Here is an 18643-nt window from a genome sequence, read left to right as displayed (position 1 = left end):
ACCGGCGTCTCCTTGATTTCCGAACGGCGCCTGGTCGTGATGAGGGGCACTTCAGCCCAACTTCATTTGATTATCTCGGATTGGTTCAAGACAAGACCATCCGAAGCTACGTCGCCATTCATATCTCGCCCGATCACCCCCTCCGAGTTCTGAGCGCTTGTCGGAGCCCTGTTCATGACGTCGGGAAGTACATCGGACTTCAGAATCTTGGCTGGGTTACCGGCGACCACACTGCGCGCAGGGACGTCCTTGGTGACCACACTGCCGGCACCGACGATCGCGCCATTCCCAATTTTGACGCCGCCAACAATGATGGCGTGCGGCCCGATCCACACGTCGTCTCCAATAATTGGATACTCGGTGTGACGACCGGTCGGTGTAATCCTGTCTTTGCGACCGATAACGACGCCATTGAACAGAGTTACGTTCGAGCCGATGATCGTCTCCCGGTTCACCACCGTTCCCCAACCGTGCACAATCACCAAACCGGGCCCGGCGCGAACGACCGATGGCATATCGATCCCCGCCTTGGCCGTAGCGTAACGATGCAGCGCCCGCGCCAGGAGCCTCAACGATGAGGAATGCTCTGCACCCCATTGGCAAAGCCTTAGCGTCAAGACGGGTCGGAAAGTGCGGCTGAACAACCCAAGCACCAACACCGAACGGAGCGAGGGCGTCTTCCCCTTCACGCGAAAAGCATCAGCCTTGATGTTGGTCCAGAGCGAGGACATTGCTGGCTCACTTCCTCGAAGCGAGCGGACTCAAGAGCCGCCTCATCAAGCTTCCCGGCAGGATATCCCCACGATCGGTTCTCGTAACCTGCCCTCTCGATTGCCCATGAACGGCTACCTTGCCCTCGAACAGGGCTCTGTACGCGCCAAGGAGCTTCGGTGCCTCGTGCGGCCAGGCGAGTTGATCGATCACGCGCCTCCTGCCGAACTCTCCGAGTTGCTTCCGACGGGACTCATCGCCAAGCAAATCGAGGATCTTGGCAGCAAAATCGACCGAGTCGTTTGGCTTCGCATACAGCGAAGCATCGAGCGCCGTAAACCGCCCTTCAGTCAGGTCGAACTGAACGATCGGTTTGGCAAGGGCCATATATTCCATGATCTTGTTCATGGTCGACTTGTCGTTCATCGGATTCCACTCATCCGAATTCACGCATACGTCCGCCGTATTGAGTATCCTAAGCAATTCGTCGTCCGAGACCCTCCCGGCAAACGTGACGTAATCGGCGACGCCAAGCTCGACCGCGAGCGCCCTAAGCCGTTCGAGTTCGGGCCCACCGCCCGCAATACAGAATTGAATGTCGTGACGACCAGCATCGTAAACGATGTGCCGGGCGGCCTCCAAAAGGTAATTGATCCCCTCCTGTGCCCCAAGGACTCCAACGTAGCCGACGCAATAGGCCCGCCCCTTCCTGACGGAGGGATCCGGAGGAACAATCTTCAGCCGTTCCAAATTGGGGCCGGAACGCACGACGAAGACGTTATTGGGATCCATCTTGCCGCGCTCGACGGCGATAGAGCGGTAAGAGTGATTGGTTGCTATCGAAATGTCAGCGACCGCGAACGTGCAGCGCTCGAGCGCGACCACAACCCGGTAAAGAAAATTGCGCTTGCCGAATTTCGCCTCGAACAACTCCGGATTGATGTCGTGGTGGTCGAAGACGAATTTCTTTCCGAGAAACAGTTTGAAAAACCCACCGATCAGAAAGATCAGGTCTGGCGGGTTGCAGGCGTGAATGGTGTCAAAACCCCGCTCAAAGAGCACACGCCACGCGAGAAAGAATTCCCAAAACACTGCAACAGCATATTCCACAAAGTAGAAGGCAACGCTTCGCGCCTCAACGATGGGATGCCGGTAGATATGAACGCCATCGATGACTTCGCGACGAGCGGAAGCACCGTGCCCCACGGGGCAGATCACACTGACTTCGTAACCCGCCTTGACCAGGGTCGTAGCTTCGTTCCAAACGCGCCGGTCAAACGGCACTGGAAGATTCTCGACGATGATCAGGATACGTTTCGGCCTAAATGGATCACCAGCTAATACCATGGTAATTCCCTTTCAATTGAGAGTGATCCTTGATGCGGACCAGATCGACCAAAAACTGATCGGGTCGCACGCGATCACCTATTGTCCGAAATTCCGGATCTGCGTTACCGACGACGATGATTTCGCCGTGTGAAAGCGCATCGTCCAGGGATTCGACGAGTAACGACGATACGTGCGGTATCATGCGGAGCAGATAATCCTTGTTCGCGCCCACAAGCTTCGAAAGGCTGATATTGCGATCGAAAATGCGTACGTCGTACCCCTTTCCGATCAGGCGCTCGACGACTTCAAGTATGGGGCTCTCACGAAGGTCATCCGTGCCGGCCTTAAAGCTCATACCGAGAATAGTTACGGGCCGTTTCCCCAACTGCGCGATCAACTCAAAGCCGCGCGTCGTCTGTTTTTCATTGGAAGGAAGCACGGACCCCAGCAGCGGCAGATCCAGGTCCAGCGATCGGGCCTTGTGAACCAGCGCTCGAACGTCCTTCGGCAGGCACGAGCCTCCAAACGAAAAGCCCGGCTTCAGGTAATAGCTGGACAAGTTCAGCTTGGTGTCCTTGCAGAACACGTCCATGACTTCGTGACTATCGATGGAAAGGCTCTTGCAGAAGACGCCGATCTCGTTCGCGAACGCGACTTTCAGCGCGTGCCAAACGTTGTCGGAGTACTTGATCATCTCCGCAACTTCGATCGATGTTCGGATCAGAGGCGCGTTGATCGCAGCATACAATGCCTCAAGCTCGCTCGCAGTTCGATCATCCTCGACGCCGATGACGGTTTTGGGCGGAGCAAAGAAATCTTCAAGCGCAGTTCCTTCCCGAAGAAACTCGGGGTTCGACCCAACGCCGAAATCGACGCCCGCCTTTTTCCCGCTGGCTTTCTCGAGCTCCGGAATCACGACACTTCGTATCGTACCCGGCAGCACCGTAGAGCGGATGATCACCGAGTGATGGGATTGCTTCTCGGCAAGGGCGGCACCGATCTCGGCGCAAACCAACTTCAGTGACGAAGTGTCGAGATCACCGTTTCGCTTGCTCGGAGTTCCGACACAGATCAACGATAAATCGGTCGCCAGAACAGCATCCCGCGCGTCCCGTGTCGCTCGGAGCTGACCGTTGGCAACTGCCTTGGAAATCGCATCGCCAAGGCCCTTCTCGATGACGGGCGACTTGCCCTCATTGATCAAGGCAATTTTCGCCTCTGCGGGATCTACCCCGACGACGATATTGCCGAATGACGTAAGACAGCCGGACGTGACAGCTCCGACATACCCTAAACCGAAAACGCTGACTCGCATGTTTTTTTCAAATCACTCGAAAATAATGACGCTGACCAAGCAATTATCTCATCCAAAGTACGACAGACCAGCAAATTAATGCAACATGTTTAATTCATGAACCTTTTTAAATGATGCAGTGACATAATCGCCGACTGGCGCAATGTTTTTTTGGCCCGGCGGGGCTTCAAAAGGCGAAGTGAAGGGAACCTGGCCTATCCGGATCGATTCGATGCGCTCTGCCAAATATCGGACAATCTGGAGACATACGCTCCGATTTCATATTTTGAAGCGTGGTCGGTTTTTGCCGCAGCTCCCAGTGAATTGCGAAACTGTCTGTCGACGATCAGCCTGCGAAGCGCAGACGTCAGAGCATCTACGTTTCCTACCGGAACAAGCAGTCCGTTCGAGCCATCGCGGATGACATCGGCGACCGCCCCGACTGGCGTGGCGACGACAGCGAGACCGTAGGCGAAGGCCTCGAGAATCGACATCGGCAGATTCTCTGCAAACGACGGCAGGACGAAAATGTCGGAACCTCGCAACACGTCGCAGGTCTCCTCGGCATCCAACCAGCCAGGGACCTTCACGCGGCCTGTTATGCCAAGCTGTTCCGCGCGCAACTTGGTCTCCTCGACATCGCCGTTCCCGGCGATCGTGGCTGTCCAATCCAGCCCCTCATCCAGACGCCCCAGCGCCTCGATAAGTTGAGGAGTGCCCTTGCGCTTACCGAGCTCGCCAAGGAACGAGATCCTAACGTCGCCTTGGTGAGGGGTCGGCTCGTTCATGAACGCAGCTGGCGCCGTCGCATTTGGAAGAATGACGATCCGGTCCGCGACTTGCGGCACATGCGCGCGAACCAGCTCCGACCAGACCGTCCCGAGAACGATCACAGCCGAGCTCTCCAGGAAAAGACGGTCAACCAATTTCCGAACGCGAGGTCCAGCCGCCGGCCAAAATTCCTGAAACCGGGATCCGTGGAGGTGGACAACGTATGGAACGCCAAGGCTCCGCGCAAACCGCGCCAAAATCGCCTTTCGTATGGCGCTCTTGTCCGCGGCGACGTTGATATGCAGGAGGTCGACCTCACCTCGCCGTCTCGCGATCCAGAGCTGAGCCAAGGCCCGGGCAAAAACGAACGGCGCGGCAACCGGGCGACCTGGGCCCCGTGTAACCAACCTGGATATCTGAACGCGCCCGGAATACCCGTCGTCGACCTTCGCGACAATCAAGTCGGTCAGTCGATCCATGCCTCCTCTTTGACGCTCCCCGAAAGGAGTTGCCATCAGCACCTTGAGTGGCCGAGCCGACGCCATTTAAAATACCTCGTTATGCCGAATAAACTTGGGACCATTAGCCCTGAAATGACACCGAATAAATCCGGCAATGGAGAAAACAAATGACTTTGGGGCGGGACGGTTAACCGGGCCTGCCGCCCGCAAACTGGCTATATATTTTGCCCAAGGCCTTAAATAGGAACCCTTAAATAATGACGTTAAGCTCAATAGGAAAATGCTTCAATCCCTGATATCCTGGGGATATTATTTGACGTATTTAGACTGCCATATGTTTTCAATGCGCAAAAGACGCGGAGTGGTGCTCATGGTATTAGATCCCCCGCCCCTTATCGATGTTGACTGGACCAAGTTTGACCCATGGACGGTGACGCCGGTCAAGCATCGCCTATCGGACGATCATCGGTTCCGTATCGAAGAGTTGGTCGAACTCGCAAAGCGTCTGGAAAGCAAGGGCGGAATTCGAGCCCACACCAATGCAGCCGAGGCTGGAACCTCATTCTCGAGTGCTCCCGATTTGCATCCGGTGAAGGATAGTTTAGTCGCCACGATGGAGCATATTGCTGCTGCAAAGGCCTGGATGTCCTTGCTCAACGTTCAAACAGACCCCGTCTATCGGGAACTCGTTGACGAGGTGCTGGATAGCGTCCGCCCTAATGTCGAACTCAAGGACCCCGGCATGGGGTATCGTGGCGGCTGGATCTTTGTGAGCTCGCCAAAAACGGTCACGCCGTTTCATATCGACAAGGAGCACAATTTTATCTTGCAGATCCAGGGACAGAAGACAGTTTATGTCTGGGATCCCGACGAGCTAAGAGTGGTCAGCGATAAAGCCCGCGACCGCTTTCATTCCCGACACGATCGCGGATTGATTACCTGGCGGGAAGAGTTTCGCGAGTTAGCTCATTGCTTCAAGTTGAACCCTGGAGAGGGAGCTTACATGCCCTCCACCAGTCCCCACCTGGTCGAGGTCGGTGAGGAGCCCTCCGTTACGGTCAGCTTCACGTACTACACTGACAGCACCCGGCGCGACAGCCTGATCCATAAAATTCGAGGCCGCTTGGCGGAGTTCGGCGTCAGCGTGCCATCTTCACGAAACTCTGGCGTCTTCGATGAGGCCATATATCTGGGGGCGCGCGCCGCCCGCGCGGCGACGCGCGCGGTCTACCGCGCCAGGGGACAAAGAGTCGGCGAGGAGCAAGCGACGTATGCTCGCGCCGGGAGCACGTAGGTTGCCGAGATTGTCCCAATTTCTGGTTTGAGATCTTGTTGTTTGAAGCGTCCGAGGACATGCATTACGTGCGAAGTAGAATTTCGTTTCCCAACCGATCCTTGACGAGGTTGTTGTTGACAGTTCGAGACTGCCAGAGATGAATTTGTTTGACGATGCACGTCGCGAACTCGATATCTGGGCGGACTCCAACCTGAAAGCAAAATTCTGGGTTCGCGATGATGACGCCTTCGAGCCATCACTCGACCTGGAGCGCCTGCGCGATGTTGCCGCCCGGTTTGATACCAGGATAGGGCTGGCAGTCATCCCGGGAATGGTGACACCGGGGCTACGGGAATTTCTCGTCGAGAACGATCGTCACTTCTATCCGATGCCCCATGGCTGGAAGCACATCAACTACAACCGGGGAAAGAAACCTGCAGAGTTTGGACCCGATCGGCCGATCTCAAGCATGATTGCCGATGCAGAGTTCGCACTACAGCTGTTCAAGGAGTGTTTCAGCTCCTCGCAGCCGATTTTCGTCCCCCCCTTCAATCGCATCACACCAGCGCTCGTCAGAGCCCTACCGGGGGTGGGGTACGCCGGGGTGTCGCTCATGCCGAATCAACTCGAGTGGAAGCTTCTGCGACTAGGCTCTCGCGTGCTGTGGCGTGGAGTCGTCAGAATGACTGAGTTCAAGTCTGGTCCCAGGATCGATGTTCATCTAGACGTCATCGATTGGAAGGCAAGAACGGCTCAAAAGCGGAAATTCATCTCCGACCTTCTCGTTCAGCAATTGCGAGGCAGGAGGCTCGGCCTTCTGCCTCCTGACGCCCCCATTGGCCTGCTGACGCATCATTTGGCGCACAACGAGGACATCTGGCAGGCCATTGACGAGATATTGGGTTTTCTTAGATCCCATAACGCGGTGGAGTTCATCGACGTCGGCAGGTGGATCGACGACCATGTCACAAATCAACTTCGCATCGCCCATAACTAGGGTTGGTGCCCGGGGACCCCGTACCTTGTTGCAAGCTGCACTTGGCGAAATTCACGTGTGGCGCCTGGAGTTCTCGTCCCTCGGATCGGCGCAAGCCGGCTGGCAAATCATGAGCGACCAGGAGCGCGCGCGCGCCGAACGATTTCGCTTTTTGCCGGACCGCGAGCGATTTTGTCAGAGCAGGTTTTTGCTTCGACTGGTACTGGGCCAATGCCTTGGACTGGATCCGAGCAAAGTGCCTATCGTTGTGGACGAACACGGCAAGCCGTCAGTGGACGAAATAGCCTCGCCACGCGGCCTGCAGTTCAACCTAACCCATAGCCGCTCCATGGCTTTGCTTGCGCTCACAATCGGTCAAAGCGTCGGAATCGATGTCGAAGACATCGGCGCCGTCGAAAACACCGACGTAACCACATTGGCTGAAGGTATCTGCACCAAACACGAAATGGAGGCTCTCGCGAAGCTCGAACAGGACGGACGGCGACGGGCCTTCCTGCGATGCTGGACGCGGAAGGAGGCTCTCCTGAAAGCGGTTGGAGTGGGGCTGCTTGGGCGGCTGGATGGGTTCGAAGTGCCACTGGATTGCTCCAAGAGATGGGACATTCAATGGCGACCCGATAGCCAGTCAAAAGAGTCGACCTATCAAATGGCTGATCTGTCTTCCGGTGATCATCTCGCAGCGGTAGCTGCTCCGGTTATCTCGAATTCTATTCAGATATTCGATCTTCACGGACAAGAAACTGACCCAGGCTCGATCGCCGAACGACCGATGACGATCTTGCGTCAGCGTGACGACGAACCGAACTCCGGAGAAGCTCCCTCGCCTTGATCCACCGTCAAGAAATCAGCTTGGGAAGGTCTATTTCCGAAACCAATATTCACATTTTGAAAGAGAGCCGTGAGTGAGCATGCCAACCCCATTTAACGCCGTCCTGGCGACGACATCATTTCTCGCGATACTATTCACCGCGAGCTATCCGTCCCGGGCAGAAGACGCTCTGGGTTCGAACTGGGCAGCCATTGCGAACGCAAAGACGCCGGTCACAATCAGGGGCATCCCTTACGTCGTGGAGTCCGCCGGCAATGACTGGAGCATCCGGAAGGCTCAGGCCGGCGCGATCGACATTACGCGCTTCGAAGTACGCGCGGGAGATTCATGGGACGAAGACCGCGCCTCCGGCGAAAACAAGGAGCGTTCCGAGCTCGACGGTTACAAGCGTCGCTACAACCAGGGATCTGACGTTTGGGGATCTTATTCTTTTCTCATCGAGCCCGGCGCCGAATATCAATCCGACTGGACGGCTATCAGCCAAATGCACGGCTCAAAGATCAGGCCGTTCCACATACATTTCAAAGCGGGCCGATTGATCGTCTATAGCGAGTATTCGGGGTCCCCCGCAGGTGCGCAAACAAGCGTCCGCTACAACGGGACGCTCAGCCGCAATAAATGGCACCACCTCGTATTCCATCTGCGCGAAGGTGACACCAATGGTCAGCTTGATATCTGGCTGGATGGAGCAAAGATCGTCGATTTCGCGGGGACGATAGGCGCCATCGGTAATCAAGCTTATTGGAAGTTTGGCATTTATCGCGGCTACGGCCCCATTGCGGCACCACTCGCTATTCAATTTGCCAACATGGAAGTGGGCACATCGGACCTTACGGCACGAGTTACAGCCCCTCTGCCCACCAAATGAACCTGGTGAACGATCTGGACCGTTCCGCGCCAAAGGAGGCTTCGCCGGCGGTCAGCCCGAGCCTGGCAGGCTCAACTCATGGGTCCGCTGGAGCGGCCCCAAAGCCGCCCTCCCCCGATGTCACGCGCCCCAAAAATGCGTCGGTAGATCGTGTACCGACGGCAGAGCGACGCTTAGTTTCCGACACTGATCGGTTGCGTCACGATCGTGGCGCCCGAACCAGTGCTCAAGGCCTTTGCCGAGTTCGCAAGCGTGACCGGATCTTGAATCGTTGCCACGATCGTTCGGACGAAGTTCAAGAACTTCGTCGATTCGACCGCCGCAGCGTTGGAAACATAAATCACGTCCTTGTTGCGCATTTCGAATCTCGACGTGAGGAAGTAACCGCCGGGATCACGTAGATCTGCCTGATAGATGATCGGGATAACAGGTCCCTCGAACCGGGAAATATCGACCCCAAGCTGCGTAGCGACCTCTCGGCTTTCGCCGCGATAGAGGAAAACGGAAGCGGGGTCGGCCGTCAGATCACTCAGGCCGGTCGCCTTCGCAATTGCCTCAGACAGGGAAACTCGCCAAGCATCGAAGGGGAACTGCCCTTGGCGGCCAGACGCACCAAAAGCGAGGAATGTTTGCGGTTCGCGGAAAACATAGACCATGTCTCGCGGTCGAACGAAGACGTTATTTGCAGGCTCATCGATGAGGGCTCCGAATGGAGCCGCGGCCTTTTTACCATTTCGCTCAAGAACGACCCAAGACTCGTTGCCCGGGCCCGAAAGACCTCCCGAGCGTCCGATTGCCTCCAAAAGACGTTCCCCGCCCGGATTTGCCGCAAAGCGGCCAGCGGTGCGGACATCTCCAAGCACAGTAAATGCTGATGAGCGCTGCTCAAGCAGGGTCACGACCGCATTCGGTTCCAGCGAACGCTTCTTCAGAGCGGCTGCAATCTCCTGTTCGATCTCCGAAGTCGTTTTCCCCCGGGCGGGGATCTGGCCCGCCGACGGGACCGAAATGTTACCACCAGGACCCACCGCTTGCGGGGGAACGGTGAAGAAGTTTCCCGGACGGACCCCCAAATCGTTCTGCACGAAGAGGCCGGCGCCCGTTTCGTACACGGTTACGCCAACGATATCCCCGATCTCGACGACGACCCTCTGTGGCCCGCGTCCGTCAGCAATCCGACCAGCGATCCGTGGAGCGTGCGCTGCGAGAACGTTGAGCGTCTGCGGTCCAAGCCGGACGAGCGCGTAAGGAAATTCACTTTGGCCAGACGTTACGTCCCAGCTCTGGGGACCTGCAACTGGCATGATCGCGCACCCACTCAGTGCCGCGGAAATCAGTACCGTTAGAAATGCCAATCGCAATTGCATGCGCCCCCCCGTCTCAACTCCCCTCTAACACGTTAGAGCTTCAGGGTAGGGTGACCTGAGGCGTCCAATTTAATATTCTCAATTAAGTGTTCCCCAAAAAGCACAGAAAATAACCGGCTTCGGCACACGCGATTGCATCCAAGGCCGCTCGATCTGTCGATTGGAGCTCCTACCCCGAACTTTCTAGCTGATTCGAGTAAACGGACCGCTATTTTTGATGGTCGCGGGGCGCTAGAGGCGGCATCCGAATCGACACGCCCCAACCAGCCAGGGAAAAGCTCAGCTTGAACGCCGGCAGAATCGCTGCATTGCAGCATTTCGCTCTCACTTAGGCCGCCGACTGGACCACCTTACTTCTTATTGGCGTCGCCGGCGGACAGCGCTTCTTGAGAATACCAGCAGCAAAGCCGGCGGCAGAAAGATGCCATGTCAGTACGCTGAAGAGTCCCAGATTCAGCGATCTCGTTCGAACAGTCATCACGGCTATCGGCATCGCAAGCGCGGTCAACAGCACCGGGGCTGGCTGGGTCAGCAGTCCCACCAGGACCGCGCATGCCCAATAGGCCCACACGCCGATTGAGATTGGGACAATTCGCACCTCGCGGAACACCCGTCCGACGTATTGGCTGGCCAGTGCTGCCCGAAAGAGTTCACCGGAGCTCAAAAAGCGGCCACTGAAAATGCGATGCCAAAGTAGCTGCCAGGTACCCATCGCATAACTAAAATGATCCACAGCCTTGTCTTCCAACAGCACAAGCCGTCCCCCCTCCGACCGAAGGCGAACTCCGAGATCGTACTCTTCGAACGCATGAAGATTGCGGTCAGAGAAGTATCCCACCCGCAAAATCGCCGCACGCCGATAGAGACCGCCTCCATTCAGACAATCAACATCGAGCCGGCCTTTCCGGCGCGCGCGCTGGAACCGCTTGATCCGCCCCTGGAGTTCAAGGTTATCCGTACGCATCTCATGAATGTATCCGCCCACTCCCGCGACCTCTTTCTGCTCGTCGAGGATGGCAATGGCTCTTTTGATGAAGCCCGCATCAAGCTCCATGTCGCCATCGAGGATGTAAACGTATTCGCCCTTGCTATGTTGAAAGCCCAATTGGGGACCGACGCCGCATCGCCTTTCCGAGGCATCCTCCAATACGACGACTGACGTAGGGAACCGCGTTGCTATTGCTACGGTGCGATCGGTCGACGCACTGTCGGACACAATGACTTCACCCTCGTAACCGGCAATTGCTGCGAGCGCGCTCTCGATCGCCTTTTCGACATTGGCCTCTTCGTTGAGCGTCTTGATAATAATGCTGATCTTAATCATTTTCGACCTGTAATGCCCCGATAAATCAGGGCCAGAATGACACTCTAGCGGGACCCCGGTGCCGAATCCATCGAGGTGTGCCGGCACCTCGAGACATGCTGAACGCTCTGACTTTCGCCGGCACACGTTCGCCGAGCACACCTAGTCGCGGCCATCTGTTTGCCCGTCATTGCTATCAAATGCTTGACGCTCGACTGCAGAAAAGGTCGCGCCCCGAACCGTCGGACCAATCCAAAGAACATCGGTCCGCCCTTCGACCTTCCCACCGCGGTAAAGTCCCTGCTTCACATATATTGGCCGCCCGGGCGGAACCCTGGACATGCCCTCCAGTACCAGCCTGAACGGCTTCTCACCTTCGTTACGCCGCCAAATCGCGTACGTGCCCGTGCGCCAGTCGATCCTGAATATGAAATCCGTCCATCGACCAATCGCTAAGCGGCCGCTATCGGAAAACTCGGCTTGATTAAACAGATATCGCTGAGGTCCCCCCACCTCTCGTTGAGCTGCAACGAGCCCACCCCACCCGTAAAATTGCAGAACAAAGGACCAGCTGTTGCACGCATTCTTGTCAGCCGAGCAACGGGCCGGAGCAAATGCCGACCAAGGGAGTTGCTGCCCCCGCCAGTTGCTCGGAAAATAGTAGCTGGTGGCGTAATACTGAACTGCGCTCCAGATGCCTTCTGTGATCTCTCTCCCGCCGATGTCTTGCATCGAGAACATTTCGGCCCGTTCGCTGTTGGCGTTCAGGGCAAGCGGGTCGTCGTTCGCCTGCACCTCAACCCGAACTGCAGCCTTGCCGTGCCAGGTCCGAAACCCGTCGACCCGAATTCGGCAATCGTCCACCGCCTGCCGACCGAACCAGCCCCCCGTCGGGATATCTTCCCAGCTCGTGGCAAAAGTGACGCCTTCTACCACCTGCCTGTGTGGCGGAAGCCGATAGCTCACCCGCCGCTGACCAGCAGATACGGCGGGGCACTCTCTCGATGAATCCGGGGTTGGCGAGGATGCCTCATCTCCTGCTTTCACCGGTCGGTCAGGGAATTGCTGCGCCAAGCCAGCAGGCGAGGCAGCAACAAAAAACACGAATAGAGCCCTCTTCAACACAATCGGTCACCTTGCAGGACAATTCTGAAACTCGATCCCAGGCTGATCGAAGTTTGCGGGACGTGTCCGAGACTGCGTGATCCCGCCGCCCCTCGTTGAATTCGGTTAGTCGCCAACTTCGGGCTAGCCGCCGGGAGGGATTTTATCTCCGCCTCCAGCACCAAAATATGAATTTAATATTTGCGCGGCTGGCAATATCAAGATACAAGCCTGATAATTCATTTTTTATTTAATGAGATTTTAAATCAATTGTCATGAGTTAATTTAATCTCGGGTGTTACTTTGTCAGATAGCACGGAATTTCGTAACGAAGTCAATGCGATCGGGCCGGCACGCGCAGCAACTCCCTTTCGCATTTCCGAGAGCGTCGTCCCCTATCTGCTGTCGACGATAGACCTCTCGATTATTTTCCTGTCGAGCATTGTAGCCGGGGGATCTTACGACTGGCTACTTAGCCACGAGCTCCCCAATTTGCTTCCCTACTGCGCGATCGGGATCCTCTCAGGCCTTCTTTACATTCTTCGAATGGGCGGAAAGGGCCATTACAATTTCACGGAGGCGATAAGACCGCGGCTCGAAATCAGCCGGATCGCATCCTGTTGGTCTATCACGGCGTTGTTGTTGGCCCTTCTCGCATTCCTGCTCAAGATAGGCCCCAGCTATTCTCGCGGCGCATTGGTTGCCTTTTCGATGCTCGCGCCGCTCCTTTTGTTCGCCGGGCGGAGCCTCGCGAAAACATTTCTCGCCGCAGCCGTATCGCACAAGGTCATCGGATGGCGTCCTATCGTAGTGATAGGCGCGCCGCGCGAGTTCGCCGCATTGAGAGAACAGAGCTTGCTAACGGAGTTTAGCACAGGAGACGTGAAGACCTTCATGCTTCGCGATGCGGATGCGACCAACGCTTCCTCGGTAGACGCGACAATCCTGAATTCGGCAGCCGCCTTTGCAAGACGACACGATTGTCGGGAAATTCTACTCGCGTTGCCGTGGGCCGACACGAAACGCCTCGATTTCGTATGCAATCATATAAGCGCCACTCCAACAGCCGCCTGGCTCCTGCCTGACGCCAACGTTCGCACGCTCACGCGCGGTGCTGCGCCGGAATGCCTCCGTGCCTTGGCAATTAACGTTCAGAGTGCCCCGCTAAGCGAAGCTCAATGTTTGATGAAGCGCTCGGTCGATATCGCTCTGGCGGTCTTGGCCCTGCTGTTCTTTTCACCAATCATCGCGATTACAGCAATCGCAATCAAACTCGACACTCCCGGGCCCATCATTTTCCGGCAGGATCGGAAAGGGTTCAACGGCAGGCGCTTCAAGATATTCAAGTTCCGATCGATGACGAGCCAGGACAACGGCCCGACCGTATCGCAAGCGACGCGGGACGATCCACGGGTGACAGAGATTGGACGAATATTGCGAGCGACAAGCGTCGATGAGCTGCCGCAACTATTCAATGTCTTAAGAGGTGAGATGTCGCTGGTAGGGCCTCGCCCGCATGCCCTGGCTCACGACGATCAATTCGAACAGATGCTGAGCAACTATGCCGTTCGTCAGCACGTCAAGCCGGGCATCACCGGCTGGGCTCAATGTAACGGCGCAAGGGGCGCCACACCGTCACTTGACCATATTGCCGAAAGGGTTCGCCTGGATCTCTGGTACATCAACAACTGGAGCATGAAGCTCGATGTCAAGATTCTGGTCCGAACGCTTTTCGAGGTGATGAAGCAGCGCAACGCGTATTAGCGCTAAGCAGCGTAGCTGAAGACTCTCCTCACGTCCGCGTCACCACGGAATTCGTACTCCGATCGAGTGAGCTTCTGCGGGAAGAGCCCTTCCGGACAATCGGACCCGTGTGACAGCAGTTCTCGCCCTTTACTGCAGCATTGAACGATCGGTCAGCCTGCAACCACTCTCAGCGAAGCTCTGCGCTTCCGCAATGACTCGGGAGGAGCAGCACAAAATTCTATTCCAGCGCTTCGGTCGTCGCGCCAAATGACCTTGCAGGCATGGCTTGTCCGAAACTGTCAAAGCTCAGTTCGAATGCATCGGGCAGGCAGTCAGCACCGAACGCCAGTTCAATACAAAGGCCACGGTCGGTGCGATCGTGGACGACGCAAAGATCGAAACCGCCGCGATCAACCGACATCTTTGGCAAGCTTATAGGTCTTCGCACGCTTTGCTCGGCGCCTGTTCATTGCGGAACTCCATTTGATGAGTGCCTAACGCGGATTCAAATGATGGCCTGTTCCCGTTAACAGCGATCGAGTTGGCAAATGCCTAACTGGCTCCCTTTGGCCGATCTTCTTGGTTTAGAAATGACAAACCAAAGCGCGAGTCCCTTGATCAGACAAGGCTCACTGACCTCACAAGGCGATACCAGGGAAGCGAGTTTCGGCTTGCGTTGAGTGTCAAATGACCGCGTGCGGCGACGAGGCGACACAAGCCCGCGCAGCTGGTCGTCGAGCTGCAACCTTGACATGCCGGCTAACGCGAAACGATCGATCCAGTTGGGTCATCTATTTCGGGAGACAGACAACCGCGGCAAATGACAAGCTTCTTATTCAGCCTTTCATCTGCGGCTCGATTCGAAGCGTCAAAAGCGGCGACCCACTCCTTGGAATATCGCTTAAGCTTGGAAAGGTCTTCATCAAAAGGATCAGCTTCCGCAGCTATCTGCTGCACGTCTATGGCCCGGGCTCTTGCGCCGCCGATATCACCGTGTCGGCGAGGAATGCGTCCCTGGTCGGGCGCTGGCGCCAAGCCATCCCAGTTCGAGACGGCACGTGCAGAATGAGGACTGAAGCTTCCTGGCTCCCTACAACATCCGCAGAGGGACAAGGCTGCGGCTAGCACGAAGACGAAACGCCTAGCCATCGTGGACCCCGGCAACGGTCATTGGTGGAACGAATTAATTCATCCCAAAGTATAGTTAATATTTGATTAGCTGCGATTTGATGCTCGGCACGGTTAAATTGAGCGAAAGCAGACGCCTTCGCTTGAGATGCCTAATCGAAGCATCGCTCGCGGCACCCGGCCCAAGCCTGTGCGAACCAGTCTGAGACAACGCGGGTAGCGGCTTTTCGCAGGGACTAGCCGGCCAAGTCACGGCCGAACCTACAGTCCATTGATCCCGTCAGCCGTGAGATTACCCTGGTGAAAAAGCATTGTGGTCGCGGTCTTGCTTGGCGTCATTGGAGAAGGAATCTCTGCTTCCTTCAATGCATTGACCGTACTCACCATCTTAAAACCATCCGGAAACTCAACTAGGCAGGCGTACAGTGTTCCGACCACCAGTACGCGGCAACGCTGCCCTTGCCGGCCCTTATTGGCCCAGCGGTAGACATAAGGAAAATCGAAGAAGCGATCGCTAGCTGTCATAAACTCCCCATCCTCGGGGCGAGCTTTATGCCTGCCCCATACATGGGCGCCCTCAAACTACCCAACCCACCAATTAACTCAGTTACAGAACAGATTATTTCCAAAGCGTTGGCAGGAGCGACCATTGCTGAAAACGGTCGTATTCCCATACGACTGCGCCGTCGCGCCATTGTCAAAGTACGTGTTGTTGCCATAGGTCTGGAAGGTCGTCCCATTGCTGCTGTAGGACGTACTTCCAAAGCGCCGGGAGACGTCTCCATCGCTCCAATTCGTGGTGCCCCCGTTGCGTCCGCTCGAGAGCTCGCTCTGCCCGCACGGATAATAACCTTGTTGGCAGTTCTGCGCGTACGCTGCCGATGTAGTCATGAAGAGCAGAGCAAGAGCCAGTCGCATAATTACCTCCTCGCAGTACGCTAATCCTACACTTTTTTGGAGAACTTGCCAGTCGGGACCGGCTTGTCACCTCTGTGCAATTTCTTGCCTCAGGGAGGCGGACGAGGGTCTCCTGGCCCCTGGAATTAACTTCATCGTCTAATTGTCGTGGCCAAGCCCGCGAGCAAGGTGCAAGACCGATGACATCCTAGCCGACGCAGGTCGAGAGGCCGGCGAGCACGGGACCGGAATCTGCAAGCTTCGGAGAGATCCGGTCTGTCTCAACCGGGTCCAAGCCCTCGCTCGGCAAATGGTCGACCATGCTTTGCACAATTCAACTTCGCGCGATTCTTGGGTCCGGTTGCCTTGCACCTCCTTGAGGATCGAGCATTAACTCATGAAGGCAAATTTTGAGCCTATAAAGCAGCTCTCGATCATGATACTAATCCGTATTTCAATGTGTGCTTTTTCATATTTCTCAAATTCTGGTGATGAATGGTGAGATCCGTCGATTTCACGGTCGTCATTCCGACCTTCCGACGCCCGACGGAGCTCCGCGAGGCCATCTCCAGCGTGCTCGCGCAGGTCGAAGTCGAGATCGAAATTGTTGTCGTTGATGATAGCCCCGAGCAGTCTGCGGCGTCGGTCGTCTCAAGCCTTTCCGATCCGCGAGTATCTTACTTGGCGAACCCCAAGCCCACTGGCGGCTTTCCCAGTGCGGTGAGAAACCTCGGCTGGCCCCGCGGCCGCGGAGAGTTCGTGCACTTCCTCGATGATGACGACATCATTCCGGCCGGGCACTATGCCGCTGTCAAGGCAACCTTTGAGAAGCATCCGAACGTAGGTGTCGTTTTTTGTCGAATTGATCCATTCGGCAGTTGTTCAGCGACCCAGCTGCAACGCGAAAAGGAGTACTTTGAGAAAGCGGCCGCGCTCGCCAACTTCTGTCAACGTCTTCACTCGCGACGGGCTTTTGCGGCTTGTCTGATGTTTCATTGGGCATTGATGGTATGCAGCGCGGGCATCATGCGTCGCCAATGCGTTGAACAACTCGAGGGGTTTGATCCTCACCTCCGCCTTCGCGAGGACGTCGATCTGTATTCGAGAGCGATGCGGCAATTTGACGTGTACTTTCTCGATAGAATTGGACTTAAATATCGCATCGGAAGCCCCTCGCTCATGCATGCCCCCGAACTCACCCAATCGGATCTCGACGATCTTCGCGCGGCTCAATCCCGGACCAACGCGAGGTATAAGTCGACGTGGGGCAGCCTTGAATTTTACGTAATGAAGCTATTTGCTCGTTCGGTATTAAAGTTTGTGTGAGCTAACAATTTCATGACGAAAAAACCGCTAATTGTCGGCAGAGTATCGCTTTCGGAGGCGTTCGGCCCAATGCGGCAAGAGTGGGAGCGCCTTGACTGCAGTTTGGAACCTCGAACACCGTTTACTTCGCCAATATGGAACGAACTGTGGTGGAAGCACTTCGCGCGTTCCGGACTGCTGAGGCGCGACCAGTTCTTCTTGCACCAGGTCCGGCAGGAGGACGGCGAACTCGTTGCGATCGCTCCGTTGATGCGGACGTTCGAGCCAGGCTTTGGCCCGATCCGCATGTGCAAGGTTCAGTTCTTTGGCACCGATCCAAGTCTCACCGAAGTCCGTGGCATAGTATGTAAGGCTGAACGACAAAAAGACGCGTTACATGCACTTGCAAAGCACTTCAGTGAACGGGAACAGGATTGGGACTTGTTGAAGTGGAGTGGCATCCATTCGGGTTCAATTGACCAACTTCCCAGCCATCAGCTAAGGACCGAACGTCTACTTCCTGACTACATCGTCGATTTGCCCGATCGCTGGGAAGCCCTTCACGCAACACTTTCCAACAACACCCGCAAGAGCATCCGGAAGGGATACGAGTTCCTTGACCGCGATGGACACAAGCCATCGCTTCGCTTGGCGGAAGACTCGAACGTCGATGAAAATCTGAGCCGGTTTTTCCGTCTTCATCAAGCTCGGTCGTCCGCAGCCGACATGAGGCAACATCGCGACAACTTTCAGACGAGCCAGAGCCGCAAGTTTTTGAATGAAGTCATCAACGCGCTGGGATCACGCGGTCTCGTTCGCTTCTTCGAACTTGAAGTCAACGGAGCTGTTGTTGCATCGCGGATCGCCTTCGTCCTCGATAGAGACTTATATCTCTACTTCTCTGGTTTCGACCCTGCCTGGAAGAAATACGGAGTAATGACGACTCTCGTCGTTGAGATCATGAAATGGTCGATCGAGCACGGTTTCCGGCGTCTCAATCTCTCGACGGGCAAAGATCAATCGAAGTTGCGCTGGCTTCCTACTGAAATCGTCCTTCATGACATCGTGCAATCAACAACATCGGTGCGCAGCCAGCTCGCCGCAAAATCTGAAATTTGGCGACGGGGTGCCCTCAAGGTGCTGCCATAAGGGTCGACGTAAACGCGCGTCACATCGACAATGCCTTCGCCGCCGGCGAGCACTCGCCGCGTTTGACGCCCGGGGCCTATCGTCCCTTTTTCGAATTCCCGCCGCGAC

Annotated in this window: 15 protein-coding genes and 1 pseudogene; 7 read left to right on the top strand and 9 right to left on the bottom strand. The window is 56.1% G+C overall.

The window, feature by feature from the left end:
* Positions 1–197: 197 nt before the first annotated feature.
* From N551_RS39720 to N551_RS0118965, 4 genes and pseudogenes are all read right to left on the bottom strand, one after another.
* Positions 198–347, bottom strand: a pseudogene (locus N551_RS39720) (DapH/DapD/GlmU-related protein); the annotation flags it as partial.
* A gap of 391 nt (positions 348–738) precedes the next feature.
* The gene (locus tag N551_RS0118975; RefSeq protein WP_027568238.1) at positions 739–2058 is read right to left on the bottom strand and encodes a glycosyltransferase family 4 protein; all 1320 of its coding nucleotides are present in this window, start codon (positions 2056–2058) and stop codon (positions 739–741) included.
* On the bottom strand, positions 2042–3355 hold the full coding sequence (locus tag N551_RS0118970) for a nucleotide sugar dehydrogenase (RefSeq protein WP_027568237.1): 1314 nt from the start codon (positions 3353–3355) through the stop codon (positions 2042–2044). The genes N551_RS0118975 and N551_RS0118970 overlap by 17 nt, the downstream gene beginning before the upstream one ends.
* A gap of 194 nt (positions 3356–3549) precedes the next feature.
* Positions 3550–4584: a glycosyltransferase family 4 protein gene (locus N551_RS0118965; protein ID WP_197031168.1), complete on the bottom strand. Its 1035-nt coding sequence runs from the start codon at positions 4582–4584 to the stop codon at positions 3550–3552.
* Between the two features lie 352 nt (positions 4585–4936).
* On the opposite strand from N551_RS0118965, the gene N551_RS0118960 reads away from it, so the two are divergent.
* The 4 genes from N551_RS0118960 (at position 4937) to N551_RS0118945 (ending at position 8536) form a co-directional block, all read left to right on the top strand.
* A complete protein-coding gene (locus N551_RS0118960; protein WP_197031167.1) occupies positions 4937–5860 on the top strand; it encodes a cupin-like domain-containing protein in 924 nt (307 codons plus the stop codon).
* A 139-nt stretch (positions 5861–5999) separates the two neighbouring features.
* A complete protein-coding gene (locus N551_RS0118955; protein ID WP_027568234.1) occupies positions 6000–6839 on the top strand; it encodes a hypothetical protein in 840 nt (279 codons plus the stop codon).
* A 25-nt stretch (positions 6840–6864) separates the two neighbouring features.
* Positions 6865–7668: a 4'-phosphopantetheinyl transferase superfamily protein gene (locus N551_RS0118950; protein ID WP_197031166.1), complete on the top strand. Its 804-nt coding sequence runs from the start codon at positions 6865–6867 to the stop codon at positions 7666–7668.
* A gap of 79 nt (positions 7669–7747) precedes the next feature.
* Complete coding sequence (locus N551_RS0118945; RefSeq protein ID WP_027568232.1) at positions 7748–8536, top strand: heparin lyase I family protein; 789 nt, start codon at positions 7748–7750, stop codon at positions 8534–8536.
* A 173-nt stretch (positions 8537–8709) separates the two neighbouring features.
* On the opposite strand, the gene N551_RS0118940 is transcribed toward N551_RS0118945, so the two are convergent.
* The 3 genes from N551_RS0118940 to N551_RS0118930 form a co-directional block, all read right to left on the bottom strand.
* A complete protein-coding gene (locus N551_RS0118940; RefSeq protein WP_249802590.1) occupies positions 8710–9840 on the bottom strand; it encodes a polysaccharide biosynthesis/export family protein in 1131 nt (376 codons plus the stop codon).
* 391 nt (positions 9841–10231) lie between these two features.
* Positions 10232–11227: a glycosyltransferase gene (locus N551_RS0118935; protein ID WP_051462840.1), complete on the bottom strand. Its 996-nt coding sequence runs from the start codon at positions 11225–11227 to the stop codon at positions 10232–10234.
* Positions 11228–11368: 141 nt separating this feature from the next.
* Complete coding sequence (locus N551_RS0118930) at positions 11369–12310, bottom strand: heparin lyase I family protein (RefSeq protein ID WP_197031165.1); 942 nt, start codon at positions 12308–12310, stop codon at positions 11369–11371.
* Positions 12311–12613: 303 nt separating this feature from the next.
* Here N551_RS0118930 and N551_RS0118925 point away from each other — a divergent pair, with 303 nt between their 5' ends.
* Complete coding sequence (locus N551_RS0118925; protein ID WP_027568228.1) at positions 12614–14074, top strand: undecaprenyl-phosphate glucose phosphotransferase; 1461 nt, start codon at positions 12614–12616, stop codon at positions 14072–14074.
* A 220-nt stretch (positions 14075–14294) separates the two neighbouring features.
* Here the strand turns inward: N551_RS0118925 and N551_RS38175 are convergent, their stop codons facing one another.
* The gene (locus N551_RS38175) at positions 14295–14477 is read right to left on the bottom strand and encodes a hypothetical protein (protein ID WP_155809804.1); all 183 of its coding nucleotides are present in this window, start codon (positions 14475–14477) and stop codon (positions 14295–14297) included.
* Between the two features lie 968 nt (positions 14478–15445).
* A complete protein-coding gene (locus N551_RS38170) occupies positions 15446–15709 on the bottom strand; it encodes a hypothetical protein (protein ID WP_155809803.1) in 264 nt (87 codons plus the stop codon).
* Positions 15710–16576: 867 nt separating this feature from the next.
* On the opposite strand from N551_RS38170, the gene N551_RS0118910 reads away from it, so the two are divergent.
* Together N551_RS0118910 and N551_RS0118905 are read left to right on the top strand one after the other, a co-directional pair.
* Positions 16577–17407: a glycosyltransferase family 2 protein gene (locus N551_RS0118910; protein WP_027568227.1), complete on the top strand. Its 831-nt coding sequence runs from the start codon at positions 16577–16579 to the stop codon at positions 17405–17407.
* Positions 17408–17419: 12 nt separating this feature from the next.
* On the top strand, positions 17420–18535 hold the full coding sequence (locus tag N551_RS0118905; RefSeq protein WP_027568226.1) for a GNAT family N-acetyltransferase: 1116 nt from the start codon (positions 17420–17422) through the stop codon (positions 18533–18535).
* Positions 18536–18643 lie beyond the last annotated feature (108 nt).

This window comes from Bradyrhizobium sp. URHA0013, assembly GCF_000518345.1.
In the GTDB taxonomy this organism is placed as follows: Bacteria; Pseudomonadota; Alphaproteobacteria; order Rhizobiales; family Xanthobacteraceae; genus Bradyrhizobium.
Note: the sequence above shows the minus strand (reverse complement) of the source record. Positions and strands in the feature narration are given on the sequence as shown.